This is a genomic window from Stenotrophomonas sp. YJH_SMC_94-11 (assembly GCF_059370435.1).
In genome coordinates this window covers 87,820-113,806 of the sequence record NZ_JCAFTR010000004.1, presented here as the reverse complement: position 1 = coordinate 113,806, position 25,987 = coordinate 87,820, and the positions used below count along the sequence as shown (strand labels likewise).

Annotated in this window: 27 protein-coding genes and 1 pseudogene; 19 read left to right on the top strand and 9 right to left on the bottom strand. The window is 67.1% G+C overall.

Annotated features, from left to right (window positions below; all coding sequences use genetic code 11):
- Positions 1–301 precede the first annotated feature (301 nt).
- Positions 302–1,042, top strand: coding sequence for a DNA/RNA non-specific endonuclease (locus AC5P74_RS09385; RefSeq protein ID WP_053496552.1), 741 nt, complete (start codon positions 302–304; stop codon positions 1,040–1,042).
- Between the two features lie 18 nt (positions 1,043–1,060).
- Here the strand turns inward: AC5P74_RS09385 and AC5P74_RS09380 are convergent, their stop codons facing one another.
- Positions 1,061–1,522 carry a hypothetical protein gene (locus tag AC5P74_RS09380; RefSeq protein WP_231109113.1) on the bottom strand — a complete coding sequence of 154 codons (462 nt, stop codon included), beginning with the start codon at positions 1,520–1,522 and terminating at the stop codon, positions 1,061–1,063.
- A gap of 140 nt (positions 1,523–1,662) precedes the next feature.
- Between AC5P74_RS09380 and AC5P74_RS09375 the strand changes: the two genes are divergently transcribed.
- Positions 1,663–2,358, top strand: coding sequence for an HAD family hydrolase (locus AC5P74_RS09375; protein ID WP_346607258.1), 696 nt, complete (start codon positions 1,663–1,665; stop codon positions 2,356–2,358).
- Positions 2,359–2,365: 7 nt separating this feature from the next.
- On the opposite strand, the gene AC5P74_RS09370 is transcribed toward AC5P74_RS09375, so the two are convergent.
- Genes AC5P74_RS09370 through AC5P74_RS09355 form a run of 4 tightly spaced genes read right to left on the bottom strand, consistent with a single transcriptional unit; the run spans position 2,366 to position 4,413 of the window.
- Positions 2,366–2,596 carry a hypothetical protein gene (locus AC5P74_RS09370; protein ID WP_134955412.1) on the bottom strand — a complete coding sequence of 77 codons (231 nt, stop codon included), beginning with the start codon at positions 2,594–2,596 and terminating at the stop codon, positions 2,366–2,368.
- Complete coding sequence (locus AC5P74_RS09365) at positions 2,593–3,018, bottom strand: VOC family protein (protein ID WP_053496550.1); 426 nt, start codon at positions 3,016–3,018, stop codon at positions 2,593–2,595. The genes AC5P74_RS09370 and AC5P74_RS09365 overlap by 4 nt, the downstream gene beginning before the upstream one ends.
- Positions 3,019–3,028: 10 nt before the next feature.
- Complete coding sequence (locus AC5P74_RS09360; RefSeq protein WP_171957011.1) at positions 3,029–3,490, bottom strand: helix-turn-helix domain-containing protein; 462 nt, start codon at positions 3,488–3,490, stop codon at positions 3,029–3,031.
- The gene (locus AC5P74_RS09355; protein ID WP_346607259.1) at positions 3,487–4,413 is read right to left on the bottom strand and encodes a LysR substrate-binding domain-containing protein; all 927 of its coding nucleotides are present in this window, start codon (positions 4,411–4,413) and stop codon (positions 3,487–3,489) included. Before AC5P74_RS09355 ends, AC5P74_RS09360 begins: the two co-directional genes overlap by 4 nt.
- A gap of 91 nt (positions 4,414–4,504) precedes the next feature.
- On the opposite strand from AC5P74_RS09355, the gene AC5P74_RS09350 reads away from it, so the two are divergent.
- Both AC5P74_RS09350 and AC5P74_RS09345 read left to right on the top strand, forming a co-directional pair.
- Entirely contained in the window at positions 4,505–5,545 is a 1,041-nt protein-coding gene (locus AC5P74_RS09350; RefSeq protein ID WP_346607260.1) for a hypothetical protein, read from the top strand.
- The gene (locus tag AC5P74_RS09345; protein WP_346607261.1) at positions 5,542–6,423 is read left to right on the top strand and encodes a TolB family protein; all 882 of its coding nucleotides are present in this window, start codon (positions 5,542–5,544) and stop codon (positions 6,421–6,423) included. The genes AC5P74_RS09350 and AC5P74_RS09345 overlap by 4 nt, the downstream gene beginning before the upstream one ends.
- A gap of 7 nt (positions 6,424–6,430) precedes the next feature.
- Here the strand turns inward: AC5P74_RS09345 and AC5P74_RS09340 are convergent, their stop codons facing one another.
- On the bottom strand, positions 6,431–7,786 hold the full coding sequence (locus tag AC5P74_RS09340; RefSeq protein ID WP_346607262.1) for a sigma-54 interaction domain-containing protein: 1,356 nt from the start codon (positions 7,784–7,786) through the stop codon (positions 6,431–6,433).
- A 397-nt stretch (positions 7,787–8,183) separates the two neighbouring features.
- Here AC5P74_RS09340 and AC5P74_RS09335 point away from each other — a divergent pair, with 397 nt between their 5' ends.
- From AC5P74_RS09335 to AC5P74_RS09265, 15 genes and pseudogenes are all read left to right on the top strand, one after another.
- Positions 8,184–8,714: a FapA family amyloid fibril periplasmic chaperone gene (locus tag AC5P74_RS09335; RefSeq protein ID WP_171957018.1), complete on the top strand. Its 531-nt coding sequence runs from the start codon at positions 8,184–8,186 to the stop codon at positions 8,712–8,714.
- Positions 8,711–9,328 carry a FapB/FapC family functional amyloid domain-containing protein gene (locus AC5P74_RS09330; protein WP_206620300.1) on the top strand — a complete coding sequence of 206 codons (618 nt, stop codon included), beginning with the start codon at positions 8,711–8,713 and terminating at the stop codon, positions 9,326–9,328. The genes AC5P74_RS09335 and AC5P74_RS09330 overlap by 4 nt, the downstream gene beginning before the upstream one ends.
- 43 nt (positions 9,329–9,371) lie before the next feature.
- Positions 9,372–10,688, top strand: coding sequence for a FapB/FapC family functional amyloid domain-containing protein (locus AC5P74_RS09325; protein WP_346607263.1), 1,317 nt, complete (start codon positions 9,372–9,374; stop codon positions 10,686–10,688).
- Positions 10,689–10,787: 99 nt separating this feature from the next.
- A complete protein-coding gene (locus AC5P74_RS09320; protein WP_346607264.1) occupies positions 10,788–11,492 on the top strand; it encodes a C39 family peptidase in 705 nt (234 codons plus the stop codon).
- Between the two features lie 13 nt (positions 11,493–11,505).
- Positions 11,506–12,255 (top strand): hypothetical protein, encoded by a 750-nt coding sequence (locus AC5P74_RS09315; RefSeq protein WP_346607265.1) that lies wholly within the window; start codon positions 11,506–11,508, stop codon positions 12,253–12,255.
- Positions 12,256–12,304: 49 nt separating this feature from the next.
- Positions 12,305–13,603 (top strand): transporter, encoded by a 1,299-nt coding sequence (locus AC5P74_RS09310; protein WP_346607266.1) that lies wholly within the window; start codon positions 12,305–12,307, stop codon positions 13,601–13,603.
- Between the two features lie 45 nt (positions 13,604–13,648).
- A pseudogene (locus AC5P74_RS09305) lies at positions 13,649–14,125 on the top strand (NAD(P)-dependent oxidoreductase); the annotation flags it as partial.
- Complete coding sequence (locus AC5P74_RS09300) at positions 14,111–14,539, top strand: NAD-binding protein (RefSeq protein WP_315970758.1); 429 nt, start codon at positions 14,111–14,113, stop codon at positions 14,537–14,539. The pseudogene AC5P74_RS09305 and the gene AC5P74_RS09300, both read left to right, overlap by 15 nt.
- 101 nt (positions 14,540–14,640) lie before the next feature.
- A complete protein-coding gene (locus tag AC5P74_RS09295) occupies positions 14,641–15,780 on the top strand; it encodes an SPFH domain-containing protein (RefSeq protein WP_346607267.1) in 1,140 nt (379 codons plus the stop codon).
- Between the two features lie 20 nt (positions 15,781–15,800).
- Complete coding sequence (locus AC5P74_RS09290) at positions 15,801–17,153, top strand: membrane protein (RefSeq protein WP_032954186.1); 1,353 nt, start codon at positions 15,801–15,803, stop codon at positions 17,151–17,153.
- The gene (locus AC5P74_RS09285) at positions 17,150–17,407 is read left to right on the top strand and encodes a hypothetical protein (RefSeq protein WP_005416661.1); all 258 of its coding nucleotides are present in this window, start codon (positions 17,150–17,152) and stop codon (positions 17,405–17,407) included. The genes AC5P74_RS09290 and AC5P74_RS09285 overlap by 4 nt, the downstream gene beginning before the upstream one ends.
- 188 nt (positions 17,408–17,595) lie before the next feature.
- Positions 17,596–18,180: an AprI/Inh family metalloprotease inhibitor gene (locus tag AC5P74_RS09280; protein ID WP_346607268.1), complete on the top strand. Its 585-nt coding sequence runs from the start codon at positions 17,596–17,598 to the stop codon at positions 18,178–18,180.
- Between the two features lie 69 nt (positions 18,181–18,249).
- Entirely contained in the window at positions 18,250–19,209 is a 960-nt protein-coding gene (locus tag AC5P74_RS09275) for a cation diffusion facilitator family transporter (RefSeq protein ID WP_053500280.1), read from the top strand.
- 72 nt (positions 19,210–19,281) lie between these two features.
- Positions 19,282–19,908: a DNA-3-methyladenine glycosylase gene (locus AC5P74_RS09270; RefSeq protein WP_053500279.1), complete on the top strand. Its 627-nt coding sequence runs from the start codon at positions 19,282–19,284 to the stop codon at positions 19,906–19,908.
- Between the two features lie 115 nt (positions 19,909–20,023).
- Positions 20,024–21,742: a sensor domain-containing diguanylate cyclase gene (locus tag AC5P74_RS09265; protein ID WP_053500277.1), complete on the top strand. Its 1,719-nt coding sequence runs from the start codon at positions 20,024–20,026 to the stop codon at positions 21,740–21,742.
- On the opposite strand, the gene xth is transcribed toward AC5P74_RS09265, so the two are convergent.
- The 3 genes from xth to AC5P74_RS09250 all read right to left on the bottom strand — a co-directional run bounded on the left by xth (position 21,743) and on the right by AC5P74_RS09250 (position 25,885).
- Positions 21,743–22,534, bottom strand: coding sequence for an exodeoxyribonuclease III (xth, locus tag AC5P74_RS09260; RefSeq protein ID WP_005416667.1), 792 nt, complete (start codon positions 22,532–22,534; stop codon positions 21,743–21,745).
- A gap of 223 nt (positions 22,535–22,757) precedes the next feature.
- Positions 22,758–24,701 (bottom strand): MacB family efflux pump subunit, encoded by a 1,944-nt coding sequence (locus AC5P74_RS09255; protein ID WP_070489112.1) that lies wholly within the window; start codon positions 24,699–24,701, stop codon positions 22,758–22,760.
- Positions 24,702–24,703: 2 nt separating this feature from the next.
- Positions 24,704–25,885 carry an efflux RND transporter periplasmic adaptor subunit gene (locus AC5P74_RS09250; RefSeq protein ID WP_346607269.1) on the bottom strand — a complete coding sequence of 394 codons (1,182 nt, stop codon included), beginning with the start codon at positions 25,883–25,885 and terminating at the stop codon, positions 24,704–24,706.
- Positions 25,886–25,987 lie beyond the last annotated feature (102 nt).

The following is a 25,987-nucleotide window of genomic DNA, read 5'->3' as shown; positions in this document are numbered from 1 at the left end:
CGCAGGCCCAGGCGCGCAGCTGGCAGGCCTGCCAGGCGCCTAGCACGCGCGCGTGTCATCCACGCGCCGCGTGATCTGACATATCACCAGTGCTTGCGCATGATCACAGCTTCGCCCTTTCGTCATTGACCACAAGGCGCCAGCTTGTGACGCTTATGACACCGCAGGGCTGATGGCCCAACAACGCGGCCAGGCTCCACCGCAATCCGCAGCATCCGTCTCCGCAGCACCTCCGCATGTCCTCGCCCCGGCCAGGTCGTGACGGGCGGCTGCGCCCTGAATCTTCTGCTGGAGAATCGAAATGCGCCTTGCAAGCTTTGTCTTTGCCATCGTACTCAGTGCTTTTGCCGGTGCTGCACAGGCCCAGGTGGTCACCCTCAACAAGGGCGGCTTCGTGCTGACCTACGACTGCAGCATCCACAGCGCCACCCGCTACGAGTACACGCTTACCGCCGATACCGGTTCGGCCGCACGGCCGTCCAGCTTCTACAAGGACCCGGACCTGCCGGCCGGCTGCCTGGGCCAGACCAGCACCGCGTCCTACGCCAGCATCAGATCCGGCTATGACCGTGGCCATCTGGTCACGTCCAACCACATGGACTACGACGCGACCTACATCCGTCGCGCCAACTACATGACCAACATCGTGCCGCAGGTGTCCAGCTTCAACCAGGGCATCTGGGTGAAGGCCGAAAACGTGGCCGAGTGCTACCGCGACATCGCACCGGTGGACGTCTACGGTGGTGTGGTCTACGGCGACGCCGCCAACGATTACTTCCTGGCCAGCCATGGCATCCCGACCCCGGAGTTCTTCTGGAAGACGATCATCACCCGTGACCCGAACACCGGAACCGCCAAGGCGATCAGCTGGATCATTCCCAACGAGGCCAACCTCGGCAGCCTGGACAACTACCTGGTGACGATTGCCGATCTGGAGGAGCTGCTGGGCGCCAGCTATGTGGCGATCAACGCACCGGCCTCGCTGAAGAACATGCTGCCGGCCACCACCTGGCCACAGCCTGCAGGGTGTGACCTGGGCTGAGCGGCGGACAGAGGAACGTCACGATGCCTGTACACGCAGCCATCGTGACGCCAGCACTCTGGCAAACAGGAACTGCACTACGGCGCCGACGACGGTAGCAGCGACAAGCCCGTGCCCTGTCGTTGGCGTCCCACTGGACAGCGTTCGCATCAGGTAGGCCATGCTGGCCAGGCTGATCAGCAGCGTCGTGGCAAGCAGGATCAGCGACACCACCATCCTGCGCGCCGTCGATGCGGGTTCTGGCGACGGCGCGCTGGCCCATAGGCCGGCAAACGTGGCCAGTGCGCAGGCCGCCAGCAGGAGCAGCCCCGCACTCCGCAACTGCGCGGCGCCGTCGGCAACGGGCATGATGAACTCGCCTGGCGAGAATCCCGCAGGCAGCAGCAACACCAGGACGGGGAGCAGGCAGCTGCCGGCCAGCGTCACCGCGCCGGCGATGCCGGCACTGATGAGGTGATGGTGCCGGGCCTGGGATCGCACTCGGTTCAAGGGGTATTCCCGTGCAGGCGCTGGGTGGGGTGGCCCGGCAGTCTAGCGTTCCTGTGGCCGGCGTGCCCTGCCCGTCCCGCTATGGGAAAATGGCGGGCGCTTCGCCCTTTTGGCTGTTCCCGGAGTAGTAGATGTCCCGTTTCCCCTTCGACGCCGTGCTGTTCGACTGCGACGGCGTACTGGTCGATTCCGAGCCGCTGGTGGCCCGCGTGCTCTCGGAAATGCTGACCGCACGCGGCTGGCCGCTGACGCCTGCGCAGGCGGGCGAGGTCTTCCTGGGCCAATCCGTGGCCCATCTGGCCGGGCTGATCGCAGAGCGCACCGGCAAGCCGTTCACCGAGCAGTGGCTGGAGGAATTCCGCCAGCAGCGCAATCGTGCGCTGGAGCAGGACCTTGAGGCGATCCAGGGGGCGCCCGAGGCCGTGCGTGCGATCGCCATAGCGACCGGTGGCCGCATTGCCTGCGCGTCCGGTGCCGATCTGTTCAAGGTGAAGCTGCAGTTGAGCAAGGTCGGCATCCTCGATGCCTTCGGTGACCACGTCTACAGCGGCCAGGACATGCCGAACACCAAGCCGCACCCGGACGTCTACCTGGCGGCCGCTGCCGCGCTGGGTGTGGATCCGAAGCGCTGCGCGGTCATTGAAGACACCGTGACCGGCGCGACCGCCGGCGTCGCGGCGGGTGCGACCGTTTTTGGCTTCAGCGAGGGCGGCCCGCACCACAGCACGCCGGAGGCCCTGCGCGCTGCGGGTGCGAAGGTGATCTTCCAGCGCATGGACCAGCTGCCGGCATTGCTGGCGGCCTACGCCGCCGACGCTGCCGCCTGAGGCGGCCTCAGCCTGCAGCGCCCAATGCGGCGCTGCGGCGTTTCCCGGTGTAATGCAGCACGAACAGGTACAGGCCAGTGAACAGCTGCAGGAACAATGGCGGCAGCGGCGAATAGGTGATCCACGCTGCCGGCTCGCCCTGCCCCAGCCCGCGAGCGGCGAAATTGGCGATCACCGCCAGGGTGAAGACGATCGAGGTCCAGCGATGCACGGGCCGCGCCCAGCCCCCCCGGCTCATTGACGGCGCCTCGCTTCAGAGCGGGCTTGGATCATCTTCCAGCCATTGCCGGACGGGTCACGGAATCCGGCATCGATGGCGCCATAGCGTTCGACCGGCTCCTGGGTGAACTCCACGCCCCGCGCCCGCCATCGCGTATAGCACGCCTGGCAATCGTCCACGGCCAGTACCAGCGGCGGCATGGCGCCCTTGGCCACCAGCTGCTGCAGCGCCTGCGCGGTGGCCGCATCGTGGGTGGGCGGGCCCGGAACGAACAGCCCCAGCTGGAATCCGTCCTGGCCGGGGCTGCGTACCGTCAGCCAACGGTAGCTGCCATTGCGCACATCGGTGTGCACTTCGAAACCGAGCATGCCGACGTAGAACGCGAGTGCCTCATCCTGGTCGCGCACATACAGGCCGACCGTGTTCACAGTGTTTGTCATGGGACCTCCCTCAGGTGGGGTCCACGTTAGCAACCGCCTGACGACGGCGCTTCTCCAAAACTGCGATGTTCAGGTCCGGTCGCTGCGCGGCACGCGCATGGCATTCCGGCACGCTGGCCGGGGTCACCTGGCCAGCGCGCTCGCGCTCGCGCACGTTGCCCGGGCTGTCGCCGGTGATGTCACGGAAGATGCGGCCGAAGGTGCCCAGGCTGCTCCACCCGGTCTGCGCGGCGATCTCGGTGACCGGCAGGTCGGTGTCACGCAACATCGCCACGGCCCGTTCGATGCGGCGGCTGAGCAGGTAGCGGTGCGGCGGCAGCCCGAATGCCTGCTTGAACGAACGCGCGAAATGCGCCGCGGATACGGCACTCACTTCGGCCAGGCGGGCCACCGGCCAGTCCTCGTGGCTGGCATGGTCCATCCGGTCCTTGGCACGCAGCAGGCGTCGCAGCAGTTCGGGGCTCTGGTTCATGCCGCCACCGTGCGCGCCAGATGATGTCGCGCCGCATGCCTGGCCTGCGCGGCCTGCTCGCCCAGCCAGTCACCGAACGCAATGACCTTGGCGCTCCGGCTGCGCGCCGTCGGTGCCACGAACCAGAAACCCCGCCCGTCGCTGGCCACACCGGGATGTGCCTGCACCAGGCGCCCGCTGTCCAGTTCGGCCTGGAACAGGATTGGCGAAGCAATGGCGATGCCCTGCCCGGCAATGGCCGCGCCGGCGTCCAGATGCTCTACCGCAAAGGGGGTGATGAAGCTCTCTGCGGCCGGCGGCGGGACGGCACCATGTGCGGAGAACCACAGTGCCCACCAGTCGGGCCTGCCGAGCAGCGGAACGTCCAACGCCCGGCGACCGAGCCCGTCTGCCGCCGGCAGCAGCGCTGGCGCGCACAACGGGGTGAAAATGCTGGGGAACAGGGGCGTGGCCTGCAGCCCGGGCCACCCGCCATGCCCATTGCGGATGGCGGCATCGAAACGCCCGGCGGCCAGGTCGTGGGGCTCTGCCGACAGGTCCAGTTCAAGCACGATGTTCCGATGGCGGGCACGGAAGCTGCCCAGGCGAGGCGTCAACCAGCTGGTGCCCAGCGTGGGCAATACGGACAGGCGCAATCGCGCCGCATCCATGTCAGCGGCACGCATGAAACTGGCACGAAGCGCGTCGAAGGCCCGGGTGGCCTCCTGCGCGACGCTGGCACCCGCTGCCGTCAGTTCCACATGCTGTGCATGGCGCAGGAACAGGCAGGTACCGGTCTGGGCCTCCAGCCGGCGCACGTGGTAACTCACCGATGCCGCACTGGTGTCGAGCTCCTCGGCGGCACGGGCGAAACTGCCCAGCCGCGCCGCCGCTTCGAAGGCGCGGATGGCGACAAGCGATGGAAGCTGGCGTTGGGTCACCATAAGTATGGCTTAGCCTGAGCCCCGATATCTGCGTGGTCAATCCCCCTCGCACCCGCAACGATGGAGGCACGTCCGGCAAGGGGTCACGCACATGGATCGACGGCAGTTCCTGGCCACCTTGGCCGCGGCGGCGGCCTCAAGCGCCCTGCCCTCGGGGCGGCCCCTGGCCAGCCACAGCGAAGACTGGAAATGGTTACAGGGCAACTGGCGGGTCCGGCACCAACGGCTGAAGGAGCGCCTGCTGGGCGATACCCGCTGGGAAGCCTTCAGCGGCGCCAGCGCGGTCTGGCTCACCCTGGGCGGACTCGGCACCATCGATGACAACGTCATGGCGCTGCCTTCGGGTCCCTACAGGGGCCTGGGCGTGCGTGCGTTTGATCCGGTGTCTTCCACGTGGTCGATCTGGTGGATCGATGGACGCAACCCTGCCCATATCGAAGCGCCCGTGCGCGGCGTCTTCGAAGGCGATGGAGGCAGCTTCCGTGGTCGTGATCACTTCAAGGGACGCCCCATCGACGTCTGGTTCCGCTGGCATGACATCCATGGCGAGGAGCCGTGGTGGGAGCAGGCGTTCTCCGACGATGCCGGCGCGCACTGGGAAGTGAACTGGCGCAACTGGTTCCGCCGCACTGCGGCAGCCCCCTCTCCGCTTCCGAAGCTGCCAGATGCACCGCGCGATTTCGATTTCCTGGTGGGCCATTGGAAGGTGCGCCATCGTCGCCTGCGCGCTCGGCTGGCAGGCAGTGATGCGTGGGACGCGTTCAACGGCACCCTGCACAACTGGCCGGTACTGGGAGGATTCGGCAACGTGGGCGACAACCTGATGGACGTGCCGGGAGCACCACTGCGCGGCATGGGTATCCGCGCCTGGAGTGCGGCTGAGCGGCACTGGCTGAGTTGGTGGCTGGATGGCCGGGAGCCGACCCGGATCGGCGCGCCGCTGCGCGGTGGTTTCGAGGCCGGCGTCGGGCGCTTCTTCGGCGATGACCAGCACGACGGACAGGCGATCCAGACGCGGGTGATCTGGTCACGCATTACCCCGCGCTCGGCGCGCTGGGAACAGGCGGCTTCGACCGATGGGGGACGCAGTTGGGAAACCAACTGGGTCAGCGACTTCGAGCGGCAGGCATGAAAGCGCTGCTGGCCGTGATGCTGCTGGTTTCTGCGTCGCCCCCCGCGACTCCCTCAAGGGTGCTGCAGATCGTCGGCCCCGCCGAACGCTTTGCGCCGGGCGTTGCATCCACGCAGTACGACGAGATTCGACTGACCTTGAGCCCGGACGGAAACACCGCACTGTGGTTCAGCCGCAACCGTCCCGGCGGTCCGGGCGGGTATGACATCTGGGTCTCCCGCCACGATGGGCAGCACTGGCGGCCGGCGACGCCGGTACCGTTCAACACGGCCGGGCGCGACTTCGATCCCGCGTTCTCCGCAGATGGGCGCGTCGTGTATTTCTGCTCGGACCGCGCAGGCGGCCAGGGCGGCGACGATCTGTACCGGGTCAGCATTGGACGCGACGGTCGATTCGGCGAACCGGAGAATCTGGGCCCCGCGGTGAACAGTGCGGCCGACGAGTTCGCACCGATGCTCTCCCCGGACGGTCGTACGCTGTTGTTCTCCAGTGATCACGCGGGCGGTGCCGGCGGCCATGACCTCTACAGCGCCACGATGATCGGCGGCGTGGCGCAGCTGGCGCGGCCGCTGGCCGGTGGCATCAATACCGCCGCGCAGGAGTTCGATGCCACTTTCCTCGGCGACGGCCGAACGGTGGTGTTTGCCCGTGCCCTGGACTTCGGCAGTGCACCGGTGCGCCAGTTCATTGGCTACGAGCGTGGAGGCCGTTATGACGCAGGCCATGCGTTGCCCTCTCCGGTGAACCAAGCCTCCGGCGACAGCTACGGCGCGATGCTGGATGGCTCGCAACCTGACACTTTGACCTATTCGGCGCGGCGCGCAGACGGTGCGGGGTTGGACCTGTACCGCATCCGCTACCGTTCGGGCGAACCATGATCCGCGCTCAGCGCTGCGCCGGCAGTTCCAGCCGATGCTTGCGGCACAGCCGGTACACGGTCACCCGCGAGATCTGCATCTGCCGTGCGCACTCGGAGACGTTGTAGCCGGTCTGGCGCAGGGTCTGCAGCAGCACATCGCGCTCGGCCTGGCCGCGGGCATCCTGCAGCATCGCGCCCGGCGGCGCATGCTCGCTCCCCCCCAGTTCGAGGTCACGCTCGCTGATCAGCTCGCCTTCGGCCATGATCGCCGCCCGCTGCACCCGGTTGAGCAGTTCACGCACGTTGCCGGGCCAACCGAAGCGTCGCATCGCCTGCAGCGCGGCGGGCGCAAAGCCACGTGCACGCACGCTGTGGCGCAGACGGAAGCAGCGCAGGAAGTGCTCGGCCAGCAGCTGCACATCGGCGCCACGCTCGCGCAAGGGCGGCATCAGCAGGCGCAGCACATTGAGCCGATAGTAGAGATCGCTGCGGAACCGCCCCTGCGCCACCGCGTGCTCCAGTTCGACGTGGGTGGCCGCGAGTACGCGCACGTCGGCCCGCAGCGGCTGGCTGCTGCCGACGCGCTCGAAGGTGCCTTCCTGCAGCACGCGCAGCAGGCTGGTCTGCGCCTCCGCCGGCAGGTCGCCCACCTCGTCGAGGAACACGGTGCCGCCGTGTGCGGCTTCGAATACGCCTATCTGGCGCTTGTCGGCGCCGGTGAACGAGCCGCGCTCGTGGCCAAACAGCTCCGACTGCACCAGGTTGGCCGGAATGGCACCGCAGTTGACCGCGATGAACGGCTTGCCCGCACGGCCGGACAACGCATGCAGCGCGTGAGCCGCCAGCTCCTTTCCGGTACCGGTTTCGCCGGTGACCAGTACCGGCAGTTCGACCGGCGCGAACTTGTGCAGCACGGTGCGCACCGCATGCAACGCAGGACTCTCGCCGATCAGTGCGCGTGGCCCCTGGCCACCGCATACCTCGCTGGCAGAAGGATCATCCGCGTCGAACTGCTTGCGCATCGCAGCCACCAGGTCCTGCAGGCCGAAAGGCAGCGTGAACCGCGAGATGCAACGCTGCAGCAAGGGCAGCCACGCTGCAGGCGTGGGCCCTGCGCCGGGTGGCAGCACCGCAAGCCAGGGCAGATGCACGTGCTGTTCGATCCATGGCGCCAGCAACTGCAGCGCGGGCGTATCCAGATGGCGAAGATCCAGCACAGCGAGCAGCCGATCACGCCCGCGCAGCCCGATCGCCATCGCCGGGTCGGGATGGATGCGGCGCACGTACCAGCCTGCGGCCGCCAGCGCGCTGCGCTCGTTCGCCAGCGGCTCGCCGAACCAGAGCACGCAACGTGATGTAGAAGCCTCCGGGACCGCCGCCATGCTTCCCCCAGCATCCGGACACCGTCGGCGGACTGTCAGGCAATCACCGGCGTGCCGCCCTCCGCCGGGACCCTTTACGGCCACCGCAGCGGCCTTTGATGGGCGGATCCTAGCGCTGCGCTAAACGGCGGCGCAATGAGCGCCGCGTCAAGAAAGCACCGGCTGAAGCGGCACCGTTGCAGTCCGCGACGGCACCTGTAACGCCAGTGTGACAGTCGGGCGCCCGCCTTGCCCTGCGGCGCTTGGTACAGCGCAATCCCAACATTTTTCCGACGCCGCTGTAACAGCGCAGCAGCAGCACCCCACGCCTGCCAGCGCCTGGCGCCAGGGCGGCCAAGCCTTGCAGGGTTGGCACGGTTGATGCGTGGTTCCGCCGCACCCACCACGGGAGATCGGCATGGACGGCACCACCCCCATTCGCGGCCTGCTGGCGACGCTGGCCGTGGCCCTGCTGTCGGTTGCCGCGAGCGCCTCTGCCTCCGGTGCACGCCAGGGCGTGAAGGCACAACCAGGCGAGATTGTCCTGCTGCGTGACGTGGCCGCGCGGCCGGCCTATCGCATGGCGCCCCCTGGCATGGCGCTGATCGCCGACCCGAAACCCCAGCGCGAAATTGCCAGTGCATTGGGCACCGGTGGCGCCTCGACCGGCATGGACGAACTGAGCGATGAGGACTATGCCGGCATGGGGGCCGGCCAGGCAGCGGCCGCCACTTCGCCGCGTGGCACAACGGTTGAACGGGTTACCCAGCAGGCCCTGGGCGGCACGCTGGGCCGCAGCAGTGACGGCATGGTCGGCAGCAGCCTGGGGAGCGCCATGAGCGGGCCGCTCGGTGCGGTCGGAAACAGCACCCGCGGCATCGGCGATACCGTGCGCGGCGCAATCGGCCAGTTCCCGCTGCAGGGCATGGCCCCGGCAGGTGGCAAGTGAAGCGGGTACGTTGGCTGCTGCTGGTCCTGTTCGCCACGCCGTTGATCGCGCAGGCCGATGAATATAGCGGCATGCTCGCCTACCTCGACGTTGCCCGCATCGACGGCCATGCACTGGCCGGCGCGAACGGTGCCATCGCGGTCAACCAGGTGGCCGGCGACCTCAATCTGCAGGCCAACCTGCGCGGCATCGCCACGGGCGAACATGCCGACGTCTCGATCAGCAACCGGCAACTCCGCGGTGGCAACCGCGTGCTGGGTGCACCGCTGCACGCCACTGCCGTCATCGATGGCAAGGCGCTGGCCGGTGCCAGCGGCATCGCATCCATCAACCAGGCCAGCGGCATCGCCAACACGACGCTCAACGTCGTCAGCGCGACGCTGGCCCGACAGGGCATACGCGAAACCGACGATACGGCGTTGGCCGCCGAAGGTTCCGTGTTGGCAGGGGGGCGGGACGACGCCGGTCGCGGCGTCGCGACGGGCACCCGCAGTGCTGGTGTCACCAGCACGGCGCTGCGGGGATTCGACGGGGTCCTGCAACTCAATCAGATCGCGGGCAACGGCAACGACACGGCCAATGTACTGGGCCTGGTCGTGCAGGACCGCCCGTGACAACCACCCAACCGATGCACCACCTGATGAGAGAGAGGGCACCATGAAAGCGACCGTCAAAAAGACCATGCTCGCCATGGCGATTGCCACTGCCTCGACCGCCGCTGCGGCCAATGGCTGGGACAACCAGAACGCCAACGCGAACATCAACCACAACCACACCGTCAGCGAGACCCGCAACGACACGCACAACCACACCGACAACGACGTGCGCAACCGCACCGTCAACGTCAATGTGCAGAAGCACAGCAACATCCAGGCCGACGAACGCAAGGAAAAGAACAACCACGGCGTCGACGTAAACCTGGAGAAGGACCTGCGCCTGAGCACCGACATCAATTTCTCCGGCGACCCGAACATCACCGGCGACATCGACCTCGACTCGGCGGCCATTGCCGTGATCGACAACCGCCAGTCGATCAGCAACAACGCCACCAGCAACAGCCTGGTCACCAACAGTGCCTCCATCGCTGACAGCGTGGGTGCAGGTGCCTCCGGTAACCTGGGCTTCAACGTGGTATCGGGCGACAACAACGCCCAGGACAATGCCGCCTCGTTGTCCGCCGCCGACGCGTCCTTCAGCTTCGGCATGGCCGACGCCGAGGTGTTCGTCAACCAGGCCGGCTTCGGCAACGCCACCATGAACTCCGGCGTCACCAATGCCGCGGGTCTCGGTGGCAATGCCTTCGGCGGTGCGTCCGGCAACATCGGCGTGAACGTCGCCTCGGGCAACAACAACGAGCAGAAGAATGCGCTCGCCGCCTCGGTCGCGACTACCGCAGTGGCGCAGTCGAGCATCAGCTCCAACCAGGTCTCCACCGGCAACACGGTCAGCAACGCCGGCTTCGTGCAGTCCTACACCGATACCGTGCAGGTCGGCATGCGTGGCGGCGTCAGCGGCCTGACACTGGCCTATGGCGCGGGAACCTACCGCGGCACCGGCAACGCCTACCAGATGGCCAACTACTACCTGGATACGTGGAGTGGCGAGCTGCCGCACCCGGGTGGCAACAGCACCGGCCATATCGATCTGGACAACCAGATCCAGAACGCCACGATGAACCCCAACCGGCCGGGGGTGGGCGGCCTGGGCTTCGATACGCGTGAGAGTGGCACCAGCCAGTTCGTCGAACTGGGCGTGGCCGACCTGTATGCCAGCCTGAGCGGCACAGTCAGCACCACGCGCTGGGTGAATGTAGATGCGACCAACACCTCGGCGTTGTCCGGCAGTGCCTTCTCGGGCGCCTCCGGCAACATCGGCGTGAACGTGGCCGCGGGCACCGGCAACCTGCAGGCCAACAGCCTGGCCCTGGCAGTCGCCCAGCCCAGCACCGGCGGTGGTGGCGGCAACGGCGAGTAAGCGCAACACCCCGGCCGTCCGCCAATGGCCGGGTCCCCGGGAGCCCCTGTTCCTCCTCCCCCTTGGGACAGGGGCTCCCCCTTGCTGCCGGAGAACGCGATGATCGGCCACCGTCTCTCGATACGCCTGCTGGCCTGCCTGCTGTTGCTGGGCAGCGCGTCTGCGCGGGCGGGCGACGTCGGCTTCGCCGGCGTGCTGCCCAATGGCGCGCTGCTGCAGCAGAAGGTGGAGAGCATGCAGGAACGGCGCTACCGCAACGTGGTACGCCAGCACACCGATTACAGCTGCGGGGCGGCCGCACTGGCGACCCTCCTGCGCCATGCCTACCACCTCGATACCGACGAGGCGACGGTGATCGAAGGGATGATGGGGGTGTCCGACCCGGCGCTGGTGGCCGAGCGTGGCTTTTCGTTGCTCGACATCAAGCGCTACGTGGAATCGCTGGGCATGCGCGGTCGCGGCTATCGCATCGATGAGGCACGCCTGCGCACGCTTCGCGTTCCCGGCCTTGTGCTGATGGACGTGCGCGGCTTCCGCCACTTCGTGGTGCTCAAGCAGGTGCGCGGCGGTGTGGTCGAGGTGGCTGACCCCATCCTTGGCAACCGCAGCCTGTCGCTGCCTGAGTTCCTCGCTGCGTGGCCATCGCATGCCGTATTCGTGGTGATCGGCAGTGATTTCGATCGCAACACGGTCCTGCTGCAACCCAGCGAACGGCCCAGTGCCCGCGCGCTCTACGCGCGACAGGGGCCGATCACCGATGCCGAACTGGTCGACTTCGGCTTCAGCCACGCCGACCTGTTCTGAAGGAGGTTCCGCCATGTTCCGCCACCGACTGTTGATGGTCCTGCTGCTGGCCTGCCCCGCCCTGCCCCTGCAGGCGGCGGACGCGGTGCCCGGGCGTGGCCTGAAGGAAATTCCGGATCCCGAACTGAACCTGATGCGCGGCCGCTACACCGTAGGCGGCAATACCGTGGCCTGGTTCGGAGTGACGATGGTCTCGCAGTGGCAGGCCAGCAACGGAAGCGTGCTGCAGGGTGCGTTGACCCTGGGCATGGACTTCCGCAGCGGCGGCAGCCCGAAATTGAGCTTCCAGCCCAGCGTGCACGTGACCGCCGCAGATGCGCCGCTGCCTGACACGCAGGGTCGCCACATCGACAGCAGTGGCCTGGCCAACGCCAGCGGCCTGGTGCAGAGCGTGCAGGTGGCCGGCGATGGCAACGTCGCCCGCAATGCGACCACGCTGGTGGTGCGCAACGGCACGGTGCCGGCCCCTTCGGATGACGGTGCCCGTTCGCTCAGTGCGCAGGGTGCAGGCGTCTCGGCCTCCGCGGTGCTGGACGGCAACCAGGCACGCCTGCAGTTGCAGGTGGATGGCCAGGGCCTGGTCCAGCAATGGATACGCAACGGCAGCGTCGGCCAGGGCATCGCCCTGAACGGTGACGGCCAGATCGCCAGTAACCAGCTGCGGCTGGAACTGGTGCGGGATACCGCGGGCGGCAACCTGCCGTTGAGCCAGAACGTGGCCCAGGCGATTGCGATGAACCGCGGCATGGGGCCGGGCCGGTAGCACCACGGCACGGCGTTGGGGGAAGCGTTCCACAACGCAGGACACGAACATGCACACCCTGATGAGGATCACCCCGTTGGCGCTGGCGGCGCTGGCGGGCACCGCCTTCTCCGCGCCACCCGCGGCGGACGATGGCGCCGACGTGCAGGCACTGGCCAACCAGCTGGAGCAGCTCAAATCCAACTATGCGCAGGAAGTGCGGCGGCTGCGCGAACTGGACATGCAGGTGCAGGCGATGCAGGCGCGGCTGAGTGGGAAGGTTGGCCCGATGGCCCCGTCTACGGCTACGGCTACGGCAGTCGAGCGTGGCGCGACGCTACAGACTTCGTCGGGTGGCGAAGGCTACGCCAGTACCGCCGCCGAGGCACAGCAGGCGAAGCAGGAATCGCGGCGCAGCGTGGATGATGTGAAACAGCAGCAGTCGGCGCTGTTCTCGCGCCGTTTCACCGTCGAGAACAGCCTCACCTACGCCCGCTACGACCGCAAGCAGCTCACCCTCAATGGTTTCCTGGCGCTGGACGCGATCTTCCTCGGCAACATCGCCATCGAGAACGTTGAATCCGATTCGCTCACCTACAACCTGGCCGCGCGTTGGGGTGTCAGCCCGAACCTGACGCTCAACCTGGACGTGCCTTACCTGGCGCGGCGCACCGTCTACCAGAAGGGCGGCGCCGGCGGTGCGGCGGCCGCGATCGCGCAGGAAGAAACCAATGGCAACGGGCTGGGCGATATCGGCCTGAGTGCGAATTACCGCTTGTTCGGCGAACGCGGCTGGCGCCCGGAGACCGTTCTCACTGCCGGCGTGACCGCCCCTACCGGGCGCGCACCCTACGGTCTGGACTGGAAGGTGATCGAGCGCGACGACGATGACTACATCCGCTTCGCCGTACCCAGGGAACAGCCCACCGGCAATGGCGTGTGGCAGGCCAATGTGGGCCTGTCGATGGTCAAGACCGCCGATCCGGCCATCCTGTTCGCCAACATCGGGTACGTGCACTCCATCCCTCGCGGCTTCAGCGACATCGACAGCAATCCGGATACGGTCAACCCAGGCGACGTGAAGCTGGGAGGCTCGGTGTACTTCGGTGCTGGCGTGGCCTTCGCATTCAACGAGCGGACCAGCCTGAGCCTGTCCTTCAGCGACCGCATCAGCGCCCGCGCCTCCACCCGCTTCCAGGGTGGCAAGTGGATGAAGGTGATCGGCAGTGACGCCAATGCGGCATCACTGAATCTGGGCGTGACCTATGCGCTCAACCAGCACACCACGCTGGTGACGTTGCTGGGCATCGGACTGACCCCGGACGCACCGGACTTCACGCTGGCGTTCAAGATTCCTTACATGCTCTAGCGGCCACTGCCCATGGCATGATGGGCGCTCTGCGGCCAGCGGACGTCCATCATGCGCATCGGATTCCTGGGACTTGGAGTGATGGGAACGCCCATGGCGGCCCATCTGGCTCGCGCAGGTTACGAGGTACGCGGCTGGTCGCGCTCAGACCGCAACCATGCTGCCGCTCGCGCCGCCGGCATCGACGTCTGCGAGGCAGTGGACGGAGTATTCGCGGCCTGCGACAACCTCATCCTGATGCTGGCCAATGACGATGCCATCGACAGCGTGCTCGACCGCCATAGCGCGGCGTTCGGCGAGCGGGTCGAGGGCCGCCTGCTGATCAACATGGGCACCAGCTCGGCAGCGTACTCGCAGGCGCTGGCCGAGCAGATCCGTGCCGCGGGCGGCCGCTACGTCGAGGCGCCGGTGTCCGGCTCACGCGTACAGGCCGAAGCGGCGCAGCTGGTGATCCTGCTGGCCGGTGCGGATGCCGACCTCGCGGCAGCCGCCCCACTGGTTGCACCGATGGGCAGGCAAACGGTGTGCTGTGGTGCAGTGCCGTCCGCGCTGCGCATGAAGCTGGCGGTGAACCTGTACCTGATCACCCTGGTCACCGGCCTGGCCGAAGCGGTGCACTTCGCCGAAGCCCACGGCATCGAGCTGGACCGCTTCGCGCAGGTGCTCAACGCAGGGCCGATGGCCAGCGAAGTATCACGCATCAAGCTGGACAAGATGGTCCGTGGTGACTTCAGCGTGCAGGCGTCGATCACCGACGTGCGCAAGAACAGTGGGCTGGTAGCCGCTGCCGCCCATGAGGTCGGCATGCATGCGCCCTTGATCGACGCCAGCGACGCGCTGTTCGCACAGGCACTGGCGTCCGGGTCGGGGGCGCTGGACATGGCGGCCGTGCTGCAGGCTGTACGGGCCGGGCCAAGCGGCACGGGCCGGCACTGATCCGGATTCATGTTCCGGCACCACAGCGGCCCCTGCCCGCTGCTATATTCAGTCCAGCTCGGCAGGCACGGTGCCTGCCCTCGAATCACAGGGAGTTGGATATGGGTCTGGTACAGGCGGTGAAGGGTGCAGTCGGTGGTGTGCTGGCCGACCAGTGGAAGGACTTCTACACCGTGCCCACAGGCCTGCCCTCGACGGCGGCCCTGTTCGCCGCGGTGCCGCGCGGCACCAACGCCGGCCGCGGCTCCAACACCAGTGGCTCGTCCAACATCATCACCAACGGCTCGAAGATCATCGTGCCGGAAGGCTACGGCCTGCTGCTGTTCCAGGACGGCGCGATCACCGCGTTCGTCGCCGAACCAGGTGGCTACGAGTGGCGCTCGGACGATCTGAACTCGCAGTCGATCTTCGCCGGTGACGGACTGGTCAGCACCTTCATCAAGCAGAGCTGGGAGCGCTTCAAGTTCGGCGGCCAGCCGGGCTCGCAGCAGGCGGCGTATTTCGTGTCGCTGAAGGAACTGCCGGACAACCGCTTCGGCACCCAGTCGGAAATCTACTGGGACGATGGCTTCCTCAACACCCAGGTCGGTGCGGTCACGCGCGGCTCGTACACGCTGAAGATCGTCGACCCGATCCTGTTCGTGAAGAACTTCGTGCCGGCCAGTTACCTGCAGCCGGGCCAGGTGTTCGACTTCACCGACCTGGACAACGCCGCCGCCAGCCAGCTGTTCAATGAAGTGGTCGGTTCGCTGGCCCCCGCCTTCAGCCTGTACACGAACGATCCGGGCAAGGGCAACCGCATCACCAAGCTGCAGCAGGACTCGCTGGGCTTTGCACAGAGCCTGTCGGCCGCCGTCGAGCAGGGCTACCAGTGGAAGTCCGATCGCGGCCTGGCCATCGTCAAGACCGCCATTGTCTCGATCGAGTACGACGCCAACACCCGCGAACTGCTGAAGACCGTCCAGCGCGCAGATGCGCTGTCCGGCTCGCGCGGTAATTCCAACCTGCAGGCCAGCGTCGCCCAGGGCATCCAGTCGGCCGGCGAGAACGGCGGTGCGGCTGGCCTGGTCGGTGTCGGCATGGCCTCGGGCATGTTCGGTGTCGGCGGCATGCAGCAGCCGGCCACGCCGGCTGCCGACGATCCGGTGGCCCAGCTGAAGAAGGCCAAGGAAATGCTGGACCTGGGCCTGATCACCCAGGGCGACTACGACGCCCTGAAAGCCAAGGCACTGGGCCTGTAACACCAGGACGCACAACGAACATGTCCGATCCCCGAAACGGCCCACCGCCGCTGCCCGGATCCGCGCCCGCGACGCCGCCGCCCTTGCCGGCGGCGTCGTTGGATGGGCCCGGTTCGCCGCAGGACGTCCCTCCCCTGCCCGGCAGCTTCCCGCTGGACACCTCGAAGCTGCCCCAGGCCATCCGCGATGAAGTGGAAGCGCCCGATCCTGTAGCCATCGATACCTCGGCCAGCGAGCTGAAGGACGGCCTCAACCGCTGCCCGAAGTGCGGCGCCACCGACATCCGGCCCAAGGCCGGCACCGATATCCTGGTCTGCCTGTACTGCCGTCACGAATGGCATGGCGCGCGCGTCGAGGAGGAATTCGGGCTGGGCGAGGCCATCGACCAGCTGCGCGGTACGGTCATCGCCTCCGGCGCGCGTGACATCGACGCCGACACCTCGGCGCTGATGACGTTCAAGTGCACGGGCTGCGGTGCCGAAGTCACGGTCAATACCGAAAGCACGATGACGGCGCGCTGCCACTGGTGCCGCCACGTCTTCGGCGTCAACGAACAGATCAGCAATGGTGCGGTGCCCGATGCGGTGCTGCCCTTCCACATCAAGAAGGATGATGCGGTCGCGCGCATCCGCCAGTTCGTCGACAAGCGCCGCATGTTCGCGCTGAAGGCGTTCAAGGAGCAGTTCACCCCGGAAAACGTGGTGGGCGTGTTCCTGCCCTACATGATCGTGGACAGCAATGTCAGCGCGGCCGTGGCCGGCAAGGGCGAGATCCAGACCCGGCAATACACGGTCGGCAGCGAGAAGAACAAACGCACCCTGTACGACGCAGATGTCTACCAGGTCGAACGCCAGGTGGATTTCACGGTTGATGACCTGCCCCTGGAATCCTCGGCCGAGCGCGGCAATCTGGATACCCGCGCCAACACCAACAACATCATCAACACCATCCTGCCGTTCGACACCAAGAACGCGGTGAAATGGAACGCCTCATACCTGGCCGGCTTCACCTCTGAGAAGCGCAACCTCGACGTGGAGAAGCTGCGGCCGCGGCTGGAAGACCAGCTGCTGTCGATCGCCCGCGCGCAGGTGGAAGGTTCGGTGAGGCGCTACAACCGTGGCGTGCGTTGGGAACAGGAGCAGCTGGAGGTGCATGGAACGCGCTGGGTGTCGATGTACCTGCCGGTGTGGCTGTACTCGTATCACCAGCCCGGAAAGAACGGCGGCATGCTGCACTACATCGCAGTGAACGGCCGTACCGGCGAAACCATGGGCAGCGTGCCCGTGCAGCAATGGAAGATGCTGCTGGCGGCCCTGGCCACCGGCACCGTCATTGAAGCCCTCGCAATTGCCTTCCTGGTGGCATCGACATGAGCGACGACAGTGGCCTCTGGCTGTTGGCGGCAGGTCCGGCCGGCGCAACCGCGCTGTACTGGGCGCTGTACCGCTATTACCGCAACACCGACAAATCGCACTCCTTCGAACACGAGACCGAGATCGAGGCCAAACCGGTCACCGGCTCGGACCAGCAGGTCGGCCGGATCACCGGCACCGAGGACAAGCGTATCCGCGGTGACAACGTGTATGAGTACCGGAAACGGGTGGCAAGGGTGAAGCCGGATCAGTAGCGCCAGGCCATGCCTGGCTGCGGGTAGTGCCGGCCGCTGGCCGGCATTCCTTCGGTTTCTGGGCGCCAAGTGGGAGCCGGCCAGCGGCCGGCACTACCCTTCGCTGGGCTGCCTCAGCGCGCGTCCTCACACCGTCTCCCACCCCACCGGTTCGATACTCGCGCGATCCACCTTCCGAGGATCCTGCGATGGCTGCCCTGCTTCCCCGTAGCTGCCTGTCGGTGCTGTGCGTCCTGGCCCTGCCCGCCCTGGCCCAGGACGCCTCGTTCGGCATCGGCGAACAGACTACCCGCACCGACCAGACCACCCATTCGAGCAGCACCGAGATCCAGAACAGTGGTTCGATGACCACGCAGACCACCACCAGTGGCAGCTCACAGTCCGAGTCGCGCAGCGAAAGCAAAGGCATCGACGTGGGCTTCGGCTTCCACGACAACAACGACGACTGGGGCCATGACCGTCGGCGCGATGACCGCGATGTACGCGACAGCGACCTGGTCGGCAGCTGGACACTGGGCCAGGAGAACGGCGGCACCTGCACCATCGAGCTGAAGAACATCGAGTGGTTCGGCGGCTACAGTGCCTATGTGCCTGCCGGCTGTCCGGATGGCTTCTTCTCGGCCAACCGCTGGGTGCTGTCAGGCAACCAGCTGCAGCTGACCGACACCAGCAACACGGTGTTCGGGCGGTTCCGCGCGTCGGGCGGCGGACGCTGGACGGGGTACCGTGAATCGGATGGGGCGCGTTTGTATCTCAATCCCAAGGGCCGCTGATCGCACCGTGCACGCAGTGGGCACGCGCTGATCGGGAAGAATAGGCGTCCGCCCCGCCCCGCCGCCGAAATGTCCGCTCCCACCGGCTCCCGTCTCGTCATCTATGCAGCCCTCGCAGGCAATCTGGCCATTGCCGTGGCCAAGTTCATCGCAGCCGGCATCTCCGGCAGCTCGGCCATGCTCAGCGAGGGCGTGCATTCACTGGTCGACACCCTCAATGAGGTACTGCTGCTGTACGGCCTGCGCCGTGCCGGCAAGGCGCCGGACCCGGTCCATCCCTTCGGCTATGGCCGCGAGCTGTACTTCTGGAGCTTCATCGTCGCCCTGCTGGTGTTCGCCGCTGGTGCCGGCGTCTCGGCCTACGAGGGCATCCAGCACATCCGCCGGCCGGAGCCCGCCAGCAACCACGCGCTGAGCTACAGCGTACTGGGCATTTCCATCCTGTTCGAGGGTGCTTCCTGGTGGGTGGCGCTGCGGGAGTTCCGGCGTACCAAGGGCAGACTCGGCTACTTCGAAGCCTTCCGCCGCAGCAAGGACCCGTCCACCTTCACTGTATTGCTGGAGGACAGTGCCGCCCTTCTGGGCCTGGGCTTCGCGTTGATCGGCCTGCTGGCCGCGCAGGTGCTGGACATGCCGGTGCTTGATGGGGTCGCGTCACTGTGCATCGCCGGCGTGCTGGCCGCGACCGCCTTCCTTCTGGCCCGTGAAACCAAGGGCCTGCTGGTTGGAGAGCCTGCCCATCCTGCGGTGGCCGAGCGGATCATGGCGGTGGCCGAAACCGATCCGGACCTGCGCCGCGCCAATGGCGTGACCACCATGCAGATGGGGCCGGAACAGGTCGTGGCCATGCTCAGCGCCGAGTTCGAGGATGACCGGCGGACCCCGCAGATCGAAGCCTGCATCACCCGCATCGAAACCGCGGTGAAGCGGGAATACCCGGAACTGGTGGCACTGTTCATCAAGCCGCAGACGCCCGAGGTCTATGCCGCCCGCCGCGCGGCACTGGCCGCTCCGCCTGCACCGGAATGACGTGGCGTCTGCGCACGTTTCACCTCGCCAGTGCCACAGTGCCAGGGTCTCTCGCCCGAACCTGCCACTCTCGTGCCGGACTGGTTGCCCGTTTCCCTGCAGAGCCTCCCGCGCGGCTTCTACCGGCGCCCGCCAACCGAGCTCGCCCCGGAGCTGCTCAACAAGCTGCTGGTGCGCAACGATGGTCGCGTCGGCCGCATCGTCGAGGTTGAAGCCTATGCCGGCAGCGACGATCCGGCCGCGCACTCTTATCGCGGGCCAACGCCGCGCACGGTCAGCATGTTCGGTGAGGCGGGACACCTCTATGTCTACTTCACGTACGGTATGCACTGGGGCAGCAACGTTGTCTGCGGAGAGATCGGCGAAGGCGTCGCCGTACTGCTTCGCGCCATCGAACCTCTCGAGGGGCTGGACCAGATGCGGGCGCGGCGTCCCGCCGCACGCCGCGACCACGATCTGGCCAGCGGCCCCGGCAAGCTCTCGCAGGCCTTCGGGCTGGACCGCAGTTTCGACGGCGCCGATCTGGTGACAGGCAGCCACGGCATTGTCATCGCCAGCGATGGCGTGCCGCCTCCGGCAGATCCGGTGGTCGGGCCCCGCATCGGCATCACCCGCGCGGTGGACTTCCCTTGGCGCTGGCATGTTCGCGACCACCGTCACGTTTCAGTGCGGCCCTCGCGCGGGCCCCGCAAACCCTGACCGCGATGCGTCACGTCGGCATCACCCCGTCATGGCGATACATAACGCGGTACGCACTAGCGTAGTGCCCGACAGCCGCCGAAGCCGCCCTCGCCACCCTGCCCTGAAAAGCACCATGGACGAAGCCGAACGACTGCTCGAAATCGAACGACTGCACCTGCTGGACACGCCGCCGGAGCCGGTGTTCGATGCCATTGTCGCCGCCGCCCGCGCCGCGACCGGCATGACCATGGGCCTGATCAGCGTGGTGGCCGAAGACCGCCAGTGGTTCAAGGCCAACATCGGCCTTGAGGGCGTCAGTGAAACGGCCCGCGAAATTTCCTTCTGCACCCATGCCATACGCCAGGACGAGCTGCTCGAGATAGCCGATGCACGCCAGGATCCGCGTTTTTCCACCAATCCACTGGTGACGGGCGGGCCGCGCATCCGTCACTACGCTGGCATCCCTCTGGGCTCCGCGCACGGCGCACGCATCGGCACATTGTGCCTGCTCGATCCGATGCCCGGCGTGCTGTCTCCGTCCCAGCGCGAGCTGATGGTGCACCTTGCCCGGGTAACCACCCAGGTGCTGGAGCAGCGCAGCACGCTGATGGCGCAGGTGGGTCAGGCCAAAGCGCTGCATCGTGAGCTGAAACGCAGCGAAGACTTCCTGGAGCGCACCAACCGCGCCGCGCGGGTGGGCGGCTGGGAGATGGATCTTGTGACCAACGAAGTGCGCTGGACCCGCGAGACCAAGCAGTTGCACGGCGTGCGCAGCAACTTTGAACCGACGCTCGACACCGCGCTGTCGTTCTATCGCGAAGACAGCCGCAACATCATCCGGGCAGCAGTGCAGCGTTGCATCGACGAAGGCACGTCCTGGGAAGTGCAGCTACCGATGACCACGGCCGACGGTCGCTCGATCTGGACGCGCGTCGTTGGCAGCCGGCAACAGATCGACGGGCATCCGCGCCTGGTCGGAGCGATCCAGGACATCACGGACGAGCGAGCCGCGCTCGATGCGCTGGAAGCGAGCGAAACCCGCTATCGGCGACTGTTCCACTACAGCCTGGGCCTGATCTGCACGCACACGCTGGACGGAACATTGACCTCGGTGAATCCGGCGGCCGTGCAATCACTGGGTTTCGAGGAAAGCCAGATGATCGGGCGCAGCCTGTGTGACCTGATGCCGCCGGAAAAACGCGCGGGCTTCAATGCCTACCTCGCTCGGATCCAGGCAAACCACACCGACGCGGGTGTGATCGAGCTGATCGCCGCGGACGGAACGCGCCACTACTGGGCGTATCACAACGTGCTCGACAACGAAGCCAGCCCGCCCTACGTGCTGGGACATGCTCAGGACGTCACCGCGCTGCGGATGCAGGAGCAGCAGCTGCGCGAAATGTCCTTCAAGGATCCGCTCACCCAGTGCTACAACCGGCGCTACCTGCACCGGCTGGATGAACTGATTGACGAGCGCTGGGCCTGCGTGATGTTCGATCTGGACCATTTCAAGCACATCAACGACACCCAGGGCCACCGGCGTGGCGACGCCGTCCTGGTCGAGTTCGCCACGTTCCTGCGCTCACCGCTGGGCAGGGATGAGACGGTGGTGCGACTGGGCGGCGACGAATTCATGGTGGTACTGGTCGCGCCTGCGGACGGCCGGCTGAGCGAACTGGAGCATTGGTACCAGGACCACGCCGCGCTCTCGCCCAGCGCGTTCTCGATGGGTGCGGCCATCAACACGCCTGGCGAACCGGTGGCCGACACCATCCAGAAAGCGGACAGCCGCCTGTACCGCACCCGCGCACGGGTACGCCGCGAGCGTCGCGAAGACCCAGCCGCGCGTTGATCACGCGCTTACCGTCACCCAGGCCGGCGCGTGGTCGCTGGCCTTTTCCTGCAGGCGTACCCAGCGGTCGACGCCAGCGTCCTTCAGTCGCTCGGCCAGTACGGGATTCAACAGCAGATGATCGATGCGCAACCCACGGTCGCGCTCGGCATGTTGGCGGAAATAGTCCCAGAAGGTGTAGATCGTGGCGTCGCCGTGCACCTTCCGCACCGCATCGGTCCAGCCCTGCGCCAGCAGTCGTTCGAAGGCCTCGCGCACCTCCGGCTGGAGCAGCGCGTCGCGGCGCCAGGCTTTGGGGTCATAGACATCGGCGTCGGTGGGAATCACATTGAAATCACCCAGCAGCAGCGCAGGGTGCGGCAGCTCGACCAGGCTGCGCGCATGCCGGATCAGGCGCTCCATCCAGCGCAGCTTGTAGTCGAACCTGGGCCCGGGCTGCGGATTGCCGTTGGGCAGGTAGAGTGCACCCACCACAATGCCATGCGCCGCCGCCTCCAGGTAGCGGCTCTGGGTGTCCTTGGGCTCGCCCGGCAATCGGCGGCGGCTCTCGACCGGCGTGGTCCCTCGTGCCAGCAGCGCCACGCCGTTCCACCGCGCCTCGCCCTGCCAGAGCGCGCCGTAGCCAGCCTCTTCCAATGCCGAAGCCGGAAACGCGGCGTCGGTCGCCTTCAGTTCCTGCAGGGCAACCACATCCGGCGATTCCCTGTGCAGCCAGTCCAGCAGCTGCGGCAGGCGTGTGCCGATGCCGTTGACGTTGAACGTGGCAATGCGAAGCATCTTGCGACGGGCCATGCAGGAAGTCTCCTCGGCGCATCGGGTGAGGGTTCACTGTGCGCGCCCAGGCATGCAGGGACCGTGGATGCCGCGTAATGATGCGGTGCCATCCGGTTCACCGACCGCTGCCATGCCGCGCAGCAGGCTGGTCACCGTGAACCCGGCATCAGCCACCTGTGGCTGCTGCCGTTCTACCGCAACGCCGGCCGTGATGGCGGCTACGATGTCACCGGGTGCGCCCCTACTCCGCCGCCAATGCCTGGATCGGGTCCAGCTGCGCGGCAGTGCGTGCCGGAAAGTAGCCAAAGCCCAGCCCGATGGCCGAAGAGCACGCCAGTGCGGCGAGCACCGGCCCCGGCGAGAACAGGAACGGCACGCCCAGCGACAACAGGCTCGACAGCGCACCCACAGCGAACGCGAGCAACACCCCCAGCACACCGCCGAACAGGCAGATCAGCACCGCCTCGATCAGGAACTGGCGCAGGATGTCGTTCTGCCGCGCCCCCACCGCCAGCCGCACGCCAATCTCGCGCACGCGCTCCTTCACCGACACCAGCATGATGTTCATCACGCCTACGCCGCCCACCACCAGCGCCACCGCCGCGATCGCCGAAACCAACGCGGCCATGGTCTGGCTGGACTTCATCACCGCCTTGCGGATCTGGTCGGCGTTGTAGATGAAGAAGTCACGACGGCCATGCAGGCGCTCGAGCTCGGCGCCCAGCGAGGCTTCGGCAGCATTGGTGGGTACGTTGTCGCGTACGCGCACGGTGATGCTCTCCAGGCGTTGGCTGCCCAGCAGCCGGGAAGCCGCCGAGGTGTACGGCACGTAGACCGTGGGGGTTGCACCACCGGCGAACGCATTGGGGCCGACCACGCCGATCACCTCGACCGGCATGCCACCCAGCAGCACCGTGCTGCCGATGGGATTGCCAGTGAACAGCGCCTTCGCCGCCTTCTGGTCGACCACGCCCACTGCGCGGTGCGCATCGACTTCGGCGTCGGTGAAGAAGCGACCGGCCTTCAGCCGCAGCCCCCGCACGCGCGGCATGTCGGCCCCTACGCCCAGCACCTGGGTGTTGGCACGACGGTTGCCCTGCAGTGCCGCCACCGATCCCGTCAGGTTCGGACTGACGCTGTCCACATAACTCAACGCCGCAAGATGGTCCGCGTCGGCCACCACCAGCGTTTCGACTTCCGCCGAGCGCGGGTCACCGAAATCTGCGCCCGGGAAGATCTCCAGGGTGCTGGCGCCCAGCGCGTTGATCTGGGATTCGACCTGCGCTTGTGCGCCCTTGCCCAGCGCAACCACAGTCACCACCGCCGCCACGCCGATGATGATGCCGAGCATGGTCAGCAGCGTGCGCAGGCGATGGGCCAGCATCGAACGCACGGCCATGCGTGCCGCTTCGCGGACCGCGTCCCTGCGTGCGCGGCGCTCGGCGACCGGCGACGCGGCACGCTCGGTCCCGCATCCTGCGCCCGCAGCCAGCAATCCCGGCTCGGCGCGGTCGGCCACCACCCGGCCGTCGGCGATCTCGATCACCCGCGCCGCGTTGGCGGCGATCGCCGCATCATGCGTCACCAGGATCACCGTGTGGCCCTGCGCGTGCAGGCGCTTCAGCTCGGCCATCACCTGCTGGCCACTGGCGTGATCGAGCGCACCGGTCGGCTCGTCGGCCAGCACGATCGCGCCGCCGTTCATCAGCGAGCGGGCAATGGACACGCGCTGCTGCTGGCCACCGGACAGCTGACCCGGCCGGTTCCCGGTGCGTTCGCCCAGCCCCAGCGCTTCCAGCAGCGTGCGTGCGCGCGCAGTGCGCGTCTGTGCGTCCACGCCCGCATAGACTGCCGGCAGCGCTACGTTCTCGGTGGCACTCAGGTTCTCCATCAGGTTGTAGCGCTGGAAGATGAAGCCGAAATGCTCACGGCGCAGGCGTGCCAGCGCGTCCGGCGCCATCTGTTCGGTGGCCTCGCCGTTCACGCGATAGCTGCCCTCGGTCGGCCGGTCCAGGCAGCCCAGGATGTTCATCAGCGTGGACTTGCCCGAACCCGAGGGGCCAATGATGGCGATGAACTCGCCGGCGTTGATGCGCAGCGAGACCTCCTTCAGCACCACCACCTCGCCGGCGGCCGAGCGATAGGCGCGCGATACGCCCTCCAGTTCCAGCAGTGCATGGGCCATGCTCACATCCCCAGCAGGCTGGCGGGTTCGGCGTCGCCACCGCTGGGCGCCTGGCCAACCACCACGTTCTCGCCCGCTTTCAGGCCAGACAGGATCTGCACGGCGGTGGCGGTGCGCAGGCCGGTCGTCACCGCACGTTCCTCAGCGCGGCCCTTGGCATCGACCACGCGCACGGTGCCGCGGTTGCCATCCTTGTCATCCGGCTCGGCCAGTGCCGTCAATGGCACCTGCAGCGCGTTGGCGACCCGCGCCAGCTGCAGGGTCACTTTCACCGTCATCGAAGGCTTCAGCTTCAGGCCAGGATTGGCTACATCGAACAGCCCGGCGTAGTACACCGCTTTCGGCGTCTGCGCAGAGCCGCCCACATTGCCGGAAGCGGCCTCGGCAATCGAGGTCGGCGCTGGCTCCAGCTGCTGCAGATGGGATTCATAACGGCGCCCGCTCGGCCCCAGCGTCGAGAACCACAACGGCTGGCCGGGTGCGACCAGTTCCACATCCGCCTCGGCGATCTCGGCACGCACGGTCATCGTATCCATCTGCGCCAGCATCACGATGGTCGGCGTGGTCTGCATGGAGTTCAACGTCTGCCCGGCCTTGGTGACGATGGCCACGATGTAGCCGTCGCTGGGCGAGACGATGCGGGTATAGCCCAGATTGATCCGTGCAGTTTCGACCTGGGTCACCGCCTGGTCGATCTGCGCCTGCAGCGCAGCCACCTCCGAACGTGCTGCGTCGCGTGCCACGCGCGCGGCTTCGAAACCTTCCTGGGAAACCAGCCGCGACACCACCAGCTGCGACTGCCGCTCGTAGGCATGGCTGGCCTGCACATAGCGCGCCTGGCTGGCCGCATGCTGGGCATGCAGCGCATTGGTGGCCGCCTCGGCGCTTCGCAGCGCGATCCGCTGCGGTTGTGAATCGACCTCGGCGATCAGATCGCCGGCCCGCACGCGCTGGCCCAGCACCACATGCAGGCGCTTGACTTGGCCGGACACCTGCGCGCCCACCGCCACCAGCTCCTTCGGATGGACCCGGCCGACCGCCTGTACGGTCTTCTCCAGATCCGCCACCCTTGCCGGCGCGGTGATCAGCGCGGCATCATCGCCGCCTGCAAACGTCCACCATCCAGCACCGGCGGCCAGCGTGGCCACGGCGGCGGCAATGATCCAGGTCCTGCGGTTGCTCATCGAAACGCCCGGTTGCGGGCAGTCGCCCAATGCGACCGCCGGAGCCGCAGTCTGGAAGACACTGATGGACGTTTCTTGGAGCCACCGTGGAGATTGCATGGA

Excerpts from the sequence above, each read along its gene's own strand:
- AC5P74_RS09295 (WP_346607267.1), top strand. The coding sequence starts at position 14,641 with ATGGGTCTGGTACAGGCGGTGAAGGGTGCAGTCGGTGGTGTGCTGGCC.
- xth (WP_005416667.1), bottom strand. The coding sequence starts at position 22,534 with ATGGCCCGTCGCAAGATGCTTCGCATTGCCACGTTCAACGTCAACGGC.
- AC5P74_RS09255 (WP_070489112.1), bottom strand. The coding sequence starts at position 24,701 with ATGGCCCATGCACTGCTGGAACTGGAGGGCGTATCGCGCGCCTATCGC.
- AC5P74_RS09280 (WP_346607268.1), top strand. The coding sequence starts at position 17,596 with ATGGCTGCCCTGCTTCCCCGTAGCTGCCTGTCGGTGCTGTGCGTCCTG.
- AC5P74_RS09320 (WP_346607264.1), top strand. The coding sequence starts at position 10,788 with ATGATCGGCCACCGTCTCTCGATACGCCTGCTGGCCTGCCTGCTGTTG.
- AC5P74_RS09375 (WP_346607258.1), top strand. The coding sequence starts at position 1,663 with ATGTCCCGTTTCCCCTTCGACGCCGTGCTGTTCGACTGCGACGGCGTA.
- AC5P74_RS09345 (WP_346607261.1), top strand. The coding sequence starts at position 5,542 with ATGAAAGCGCTGCTGGCCGTGATGCTGCTGGTTTCTGCGTCGCCCCCC.
- AC5P74_RS09265 (WP_053500277.1), top strand. The coding sequence starts at position 20,024 with ATGGACGAAGCCGAACGACTGCTCGAAATCGAACGACTGCACCTGCTG.
- AC5P74_RS09360 (WP_171957011.1), bottom strand. The coding sequence starts at position 3,490 with ATGAACCAGAGCCCCGAACTGCTGCGACGCCTGCTGCGTGCCAAGGAC.
- AC5P74_RS09300 (WP_315970758.1), top strand. The coding sequence starts at position 14,111 with ATGGGCAGGCAAACGGTGTGCTGTGGTGCAGTGCCGTCCGCGCTGCGC.
- AC5P74_RS09325 (WP_346607263.1), top strand. The coding sequence starts at position 9,372 with ATGAAAGCGACCGTCAAAAAGACCATGCTCGCCATGGCGATTGCCACT.
- AC5P74_RS09315 (WP_346607265.1), top strand. The coding sequence starts at position 11,506 with ATGTTCCGCCACCGACTGTTGATGGTCCTGCTGCTGGCCTGCCCCGCC.
- AC5P74_RS09310 (WP_346607266.1), top strand. The coding sequence starts at position 12,305 with ATGCACACCCTGATGAGGATCACCCCGTTGGCGCTGGCGGCGCTGGCG.
- AC5P74_RS09350 (WP_346607260.1), top strand. The coding sequence starts at position 4,505 with ATGGATCGACGGCAGTTCCTGGCCACCTTGGCCGCGGCGGCGGCCTCA.
- AC5P74_RS09285 (WP_005416661.1), top strand. The coding sequence starts at position 17,150 with ATGAGCGACGACAGTGGCCTCTGGCTGTTGGCGGCAGGTCCGGCCGGC.
- AC5P74_RS09275 (WP_053500280.1), top strand. The coding sequence starts at position 18,250 with ATGTCCGCTCCCACCGGCTCCCGTCTCGTCATCTATGCAGCCCTCGCA.
- AC5P74_RS09355 (WP_346607259.1), bottom strand. The coding sequence starts at position 4,413 with ATGGTGACCCAACGCCAGCTTCCATCGCTTGTCGCCATCCGCGCCTTC.
- AC5P74_RS09335 (WP_171957018.1), top strand. The coding sequence starts at position 8,184 with ATGGACGGCACCACCCCCATTCGCGGCCTGCTGGCGACGCTGGCCGTG.
- AC5P74_RS09340 (WP_346607262.1), bottom strand. The coding sequence starts at position 7,786 with ATGGCGGCGGTCCCGGAGGCTTCTACATCACGTTGCGTGCTCTGGTTC.
- AC5P74_RS09290 (WP_032954186.1), top strand. The coding sequence starts at position 15,801 with ATGTCCGATCCCCGAAACGGCCCACCGCCGCTGCCCGGATCCGCGCCC.
- AC5P74_RS09365 (WP_053496550.1), bottom strand. The coding sequence starts at position 3,018 with ATGACAAACACTGTGAACACGGTCGGCCTGTATGTGCGCGACCAGGAT.
- AC5P74_RS09385 (WP_053496552.1), top strand. The coding sequence starts at position 302 with ATGCGCCTTGCAAGCTTTGTCTTTGCCATCGTACTCAGTGCTTTTGCC.
- AC5P74_RS09370 (WP_134955412.1), bottom strand. The coding sequence starts at position 2,596 with ATGAGCCGGGGGGGCTGGGCGCGGCCCGTGCATCGCTGGACCTCGATC.
- AC5P74_RS09250 (WP_346607269.1), bottom strand. The coding sequence starts at position 25,885 with ATGAGCAACCGCAGGACCTGGATCATTGCCGCCGCCGTGGCCACGCTG.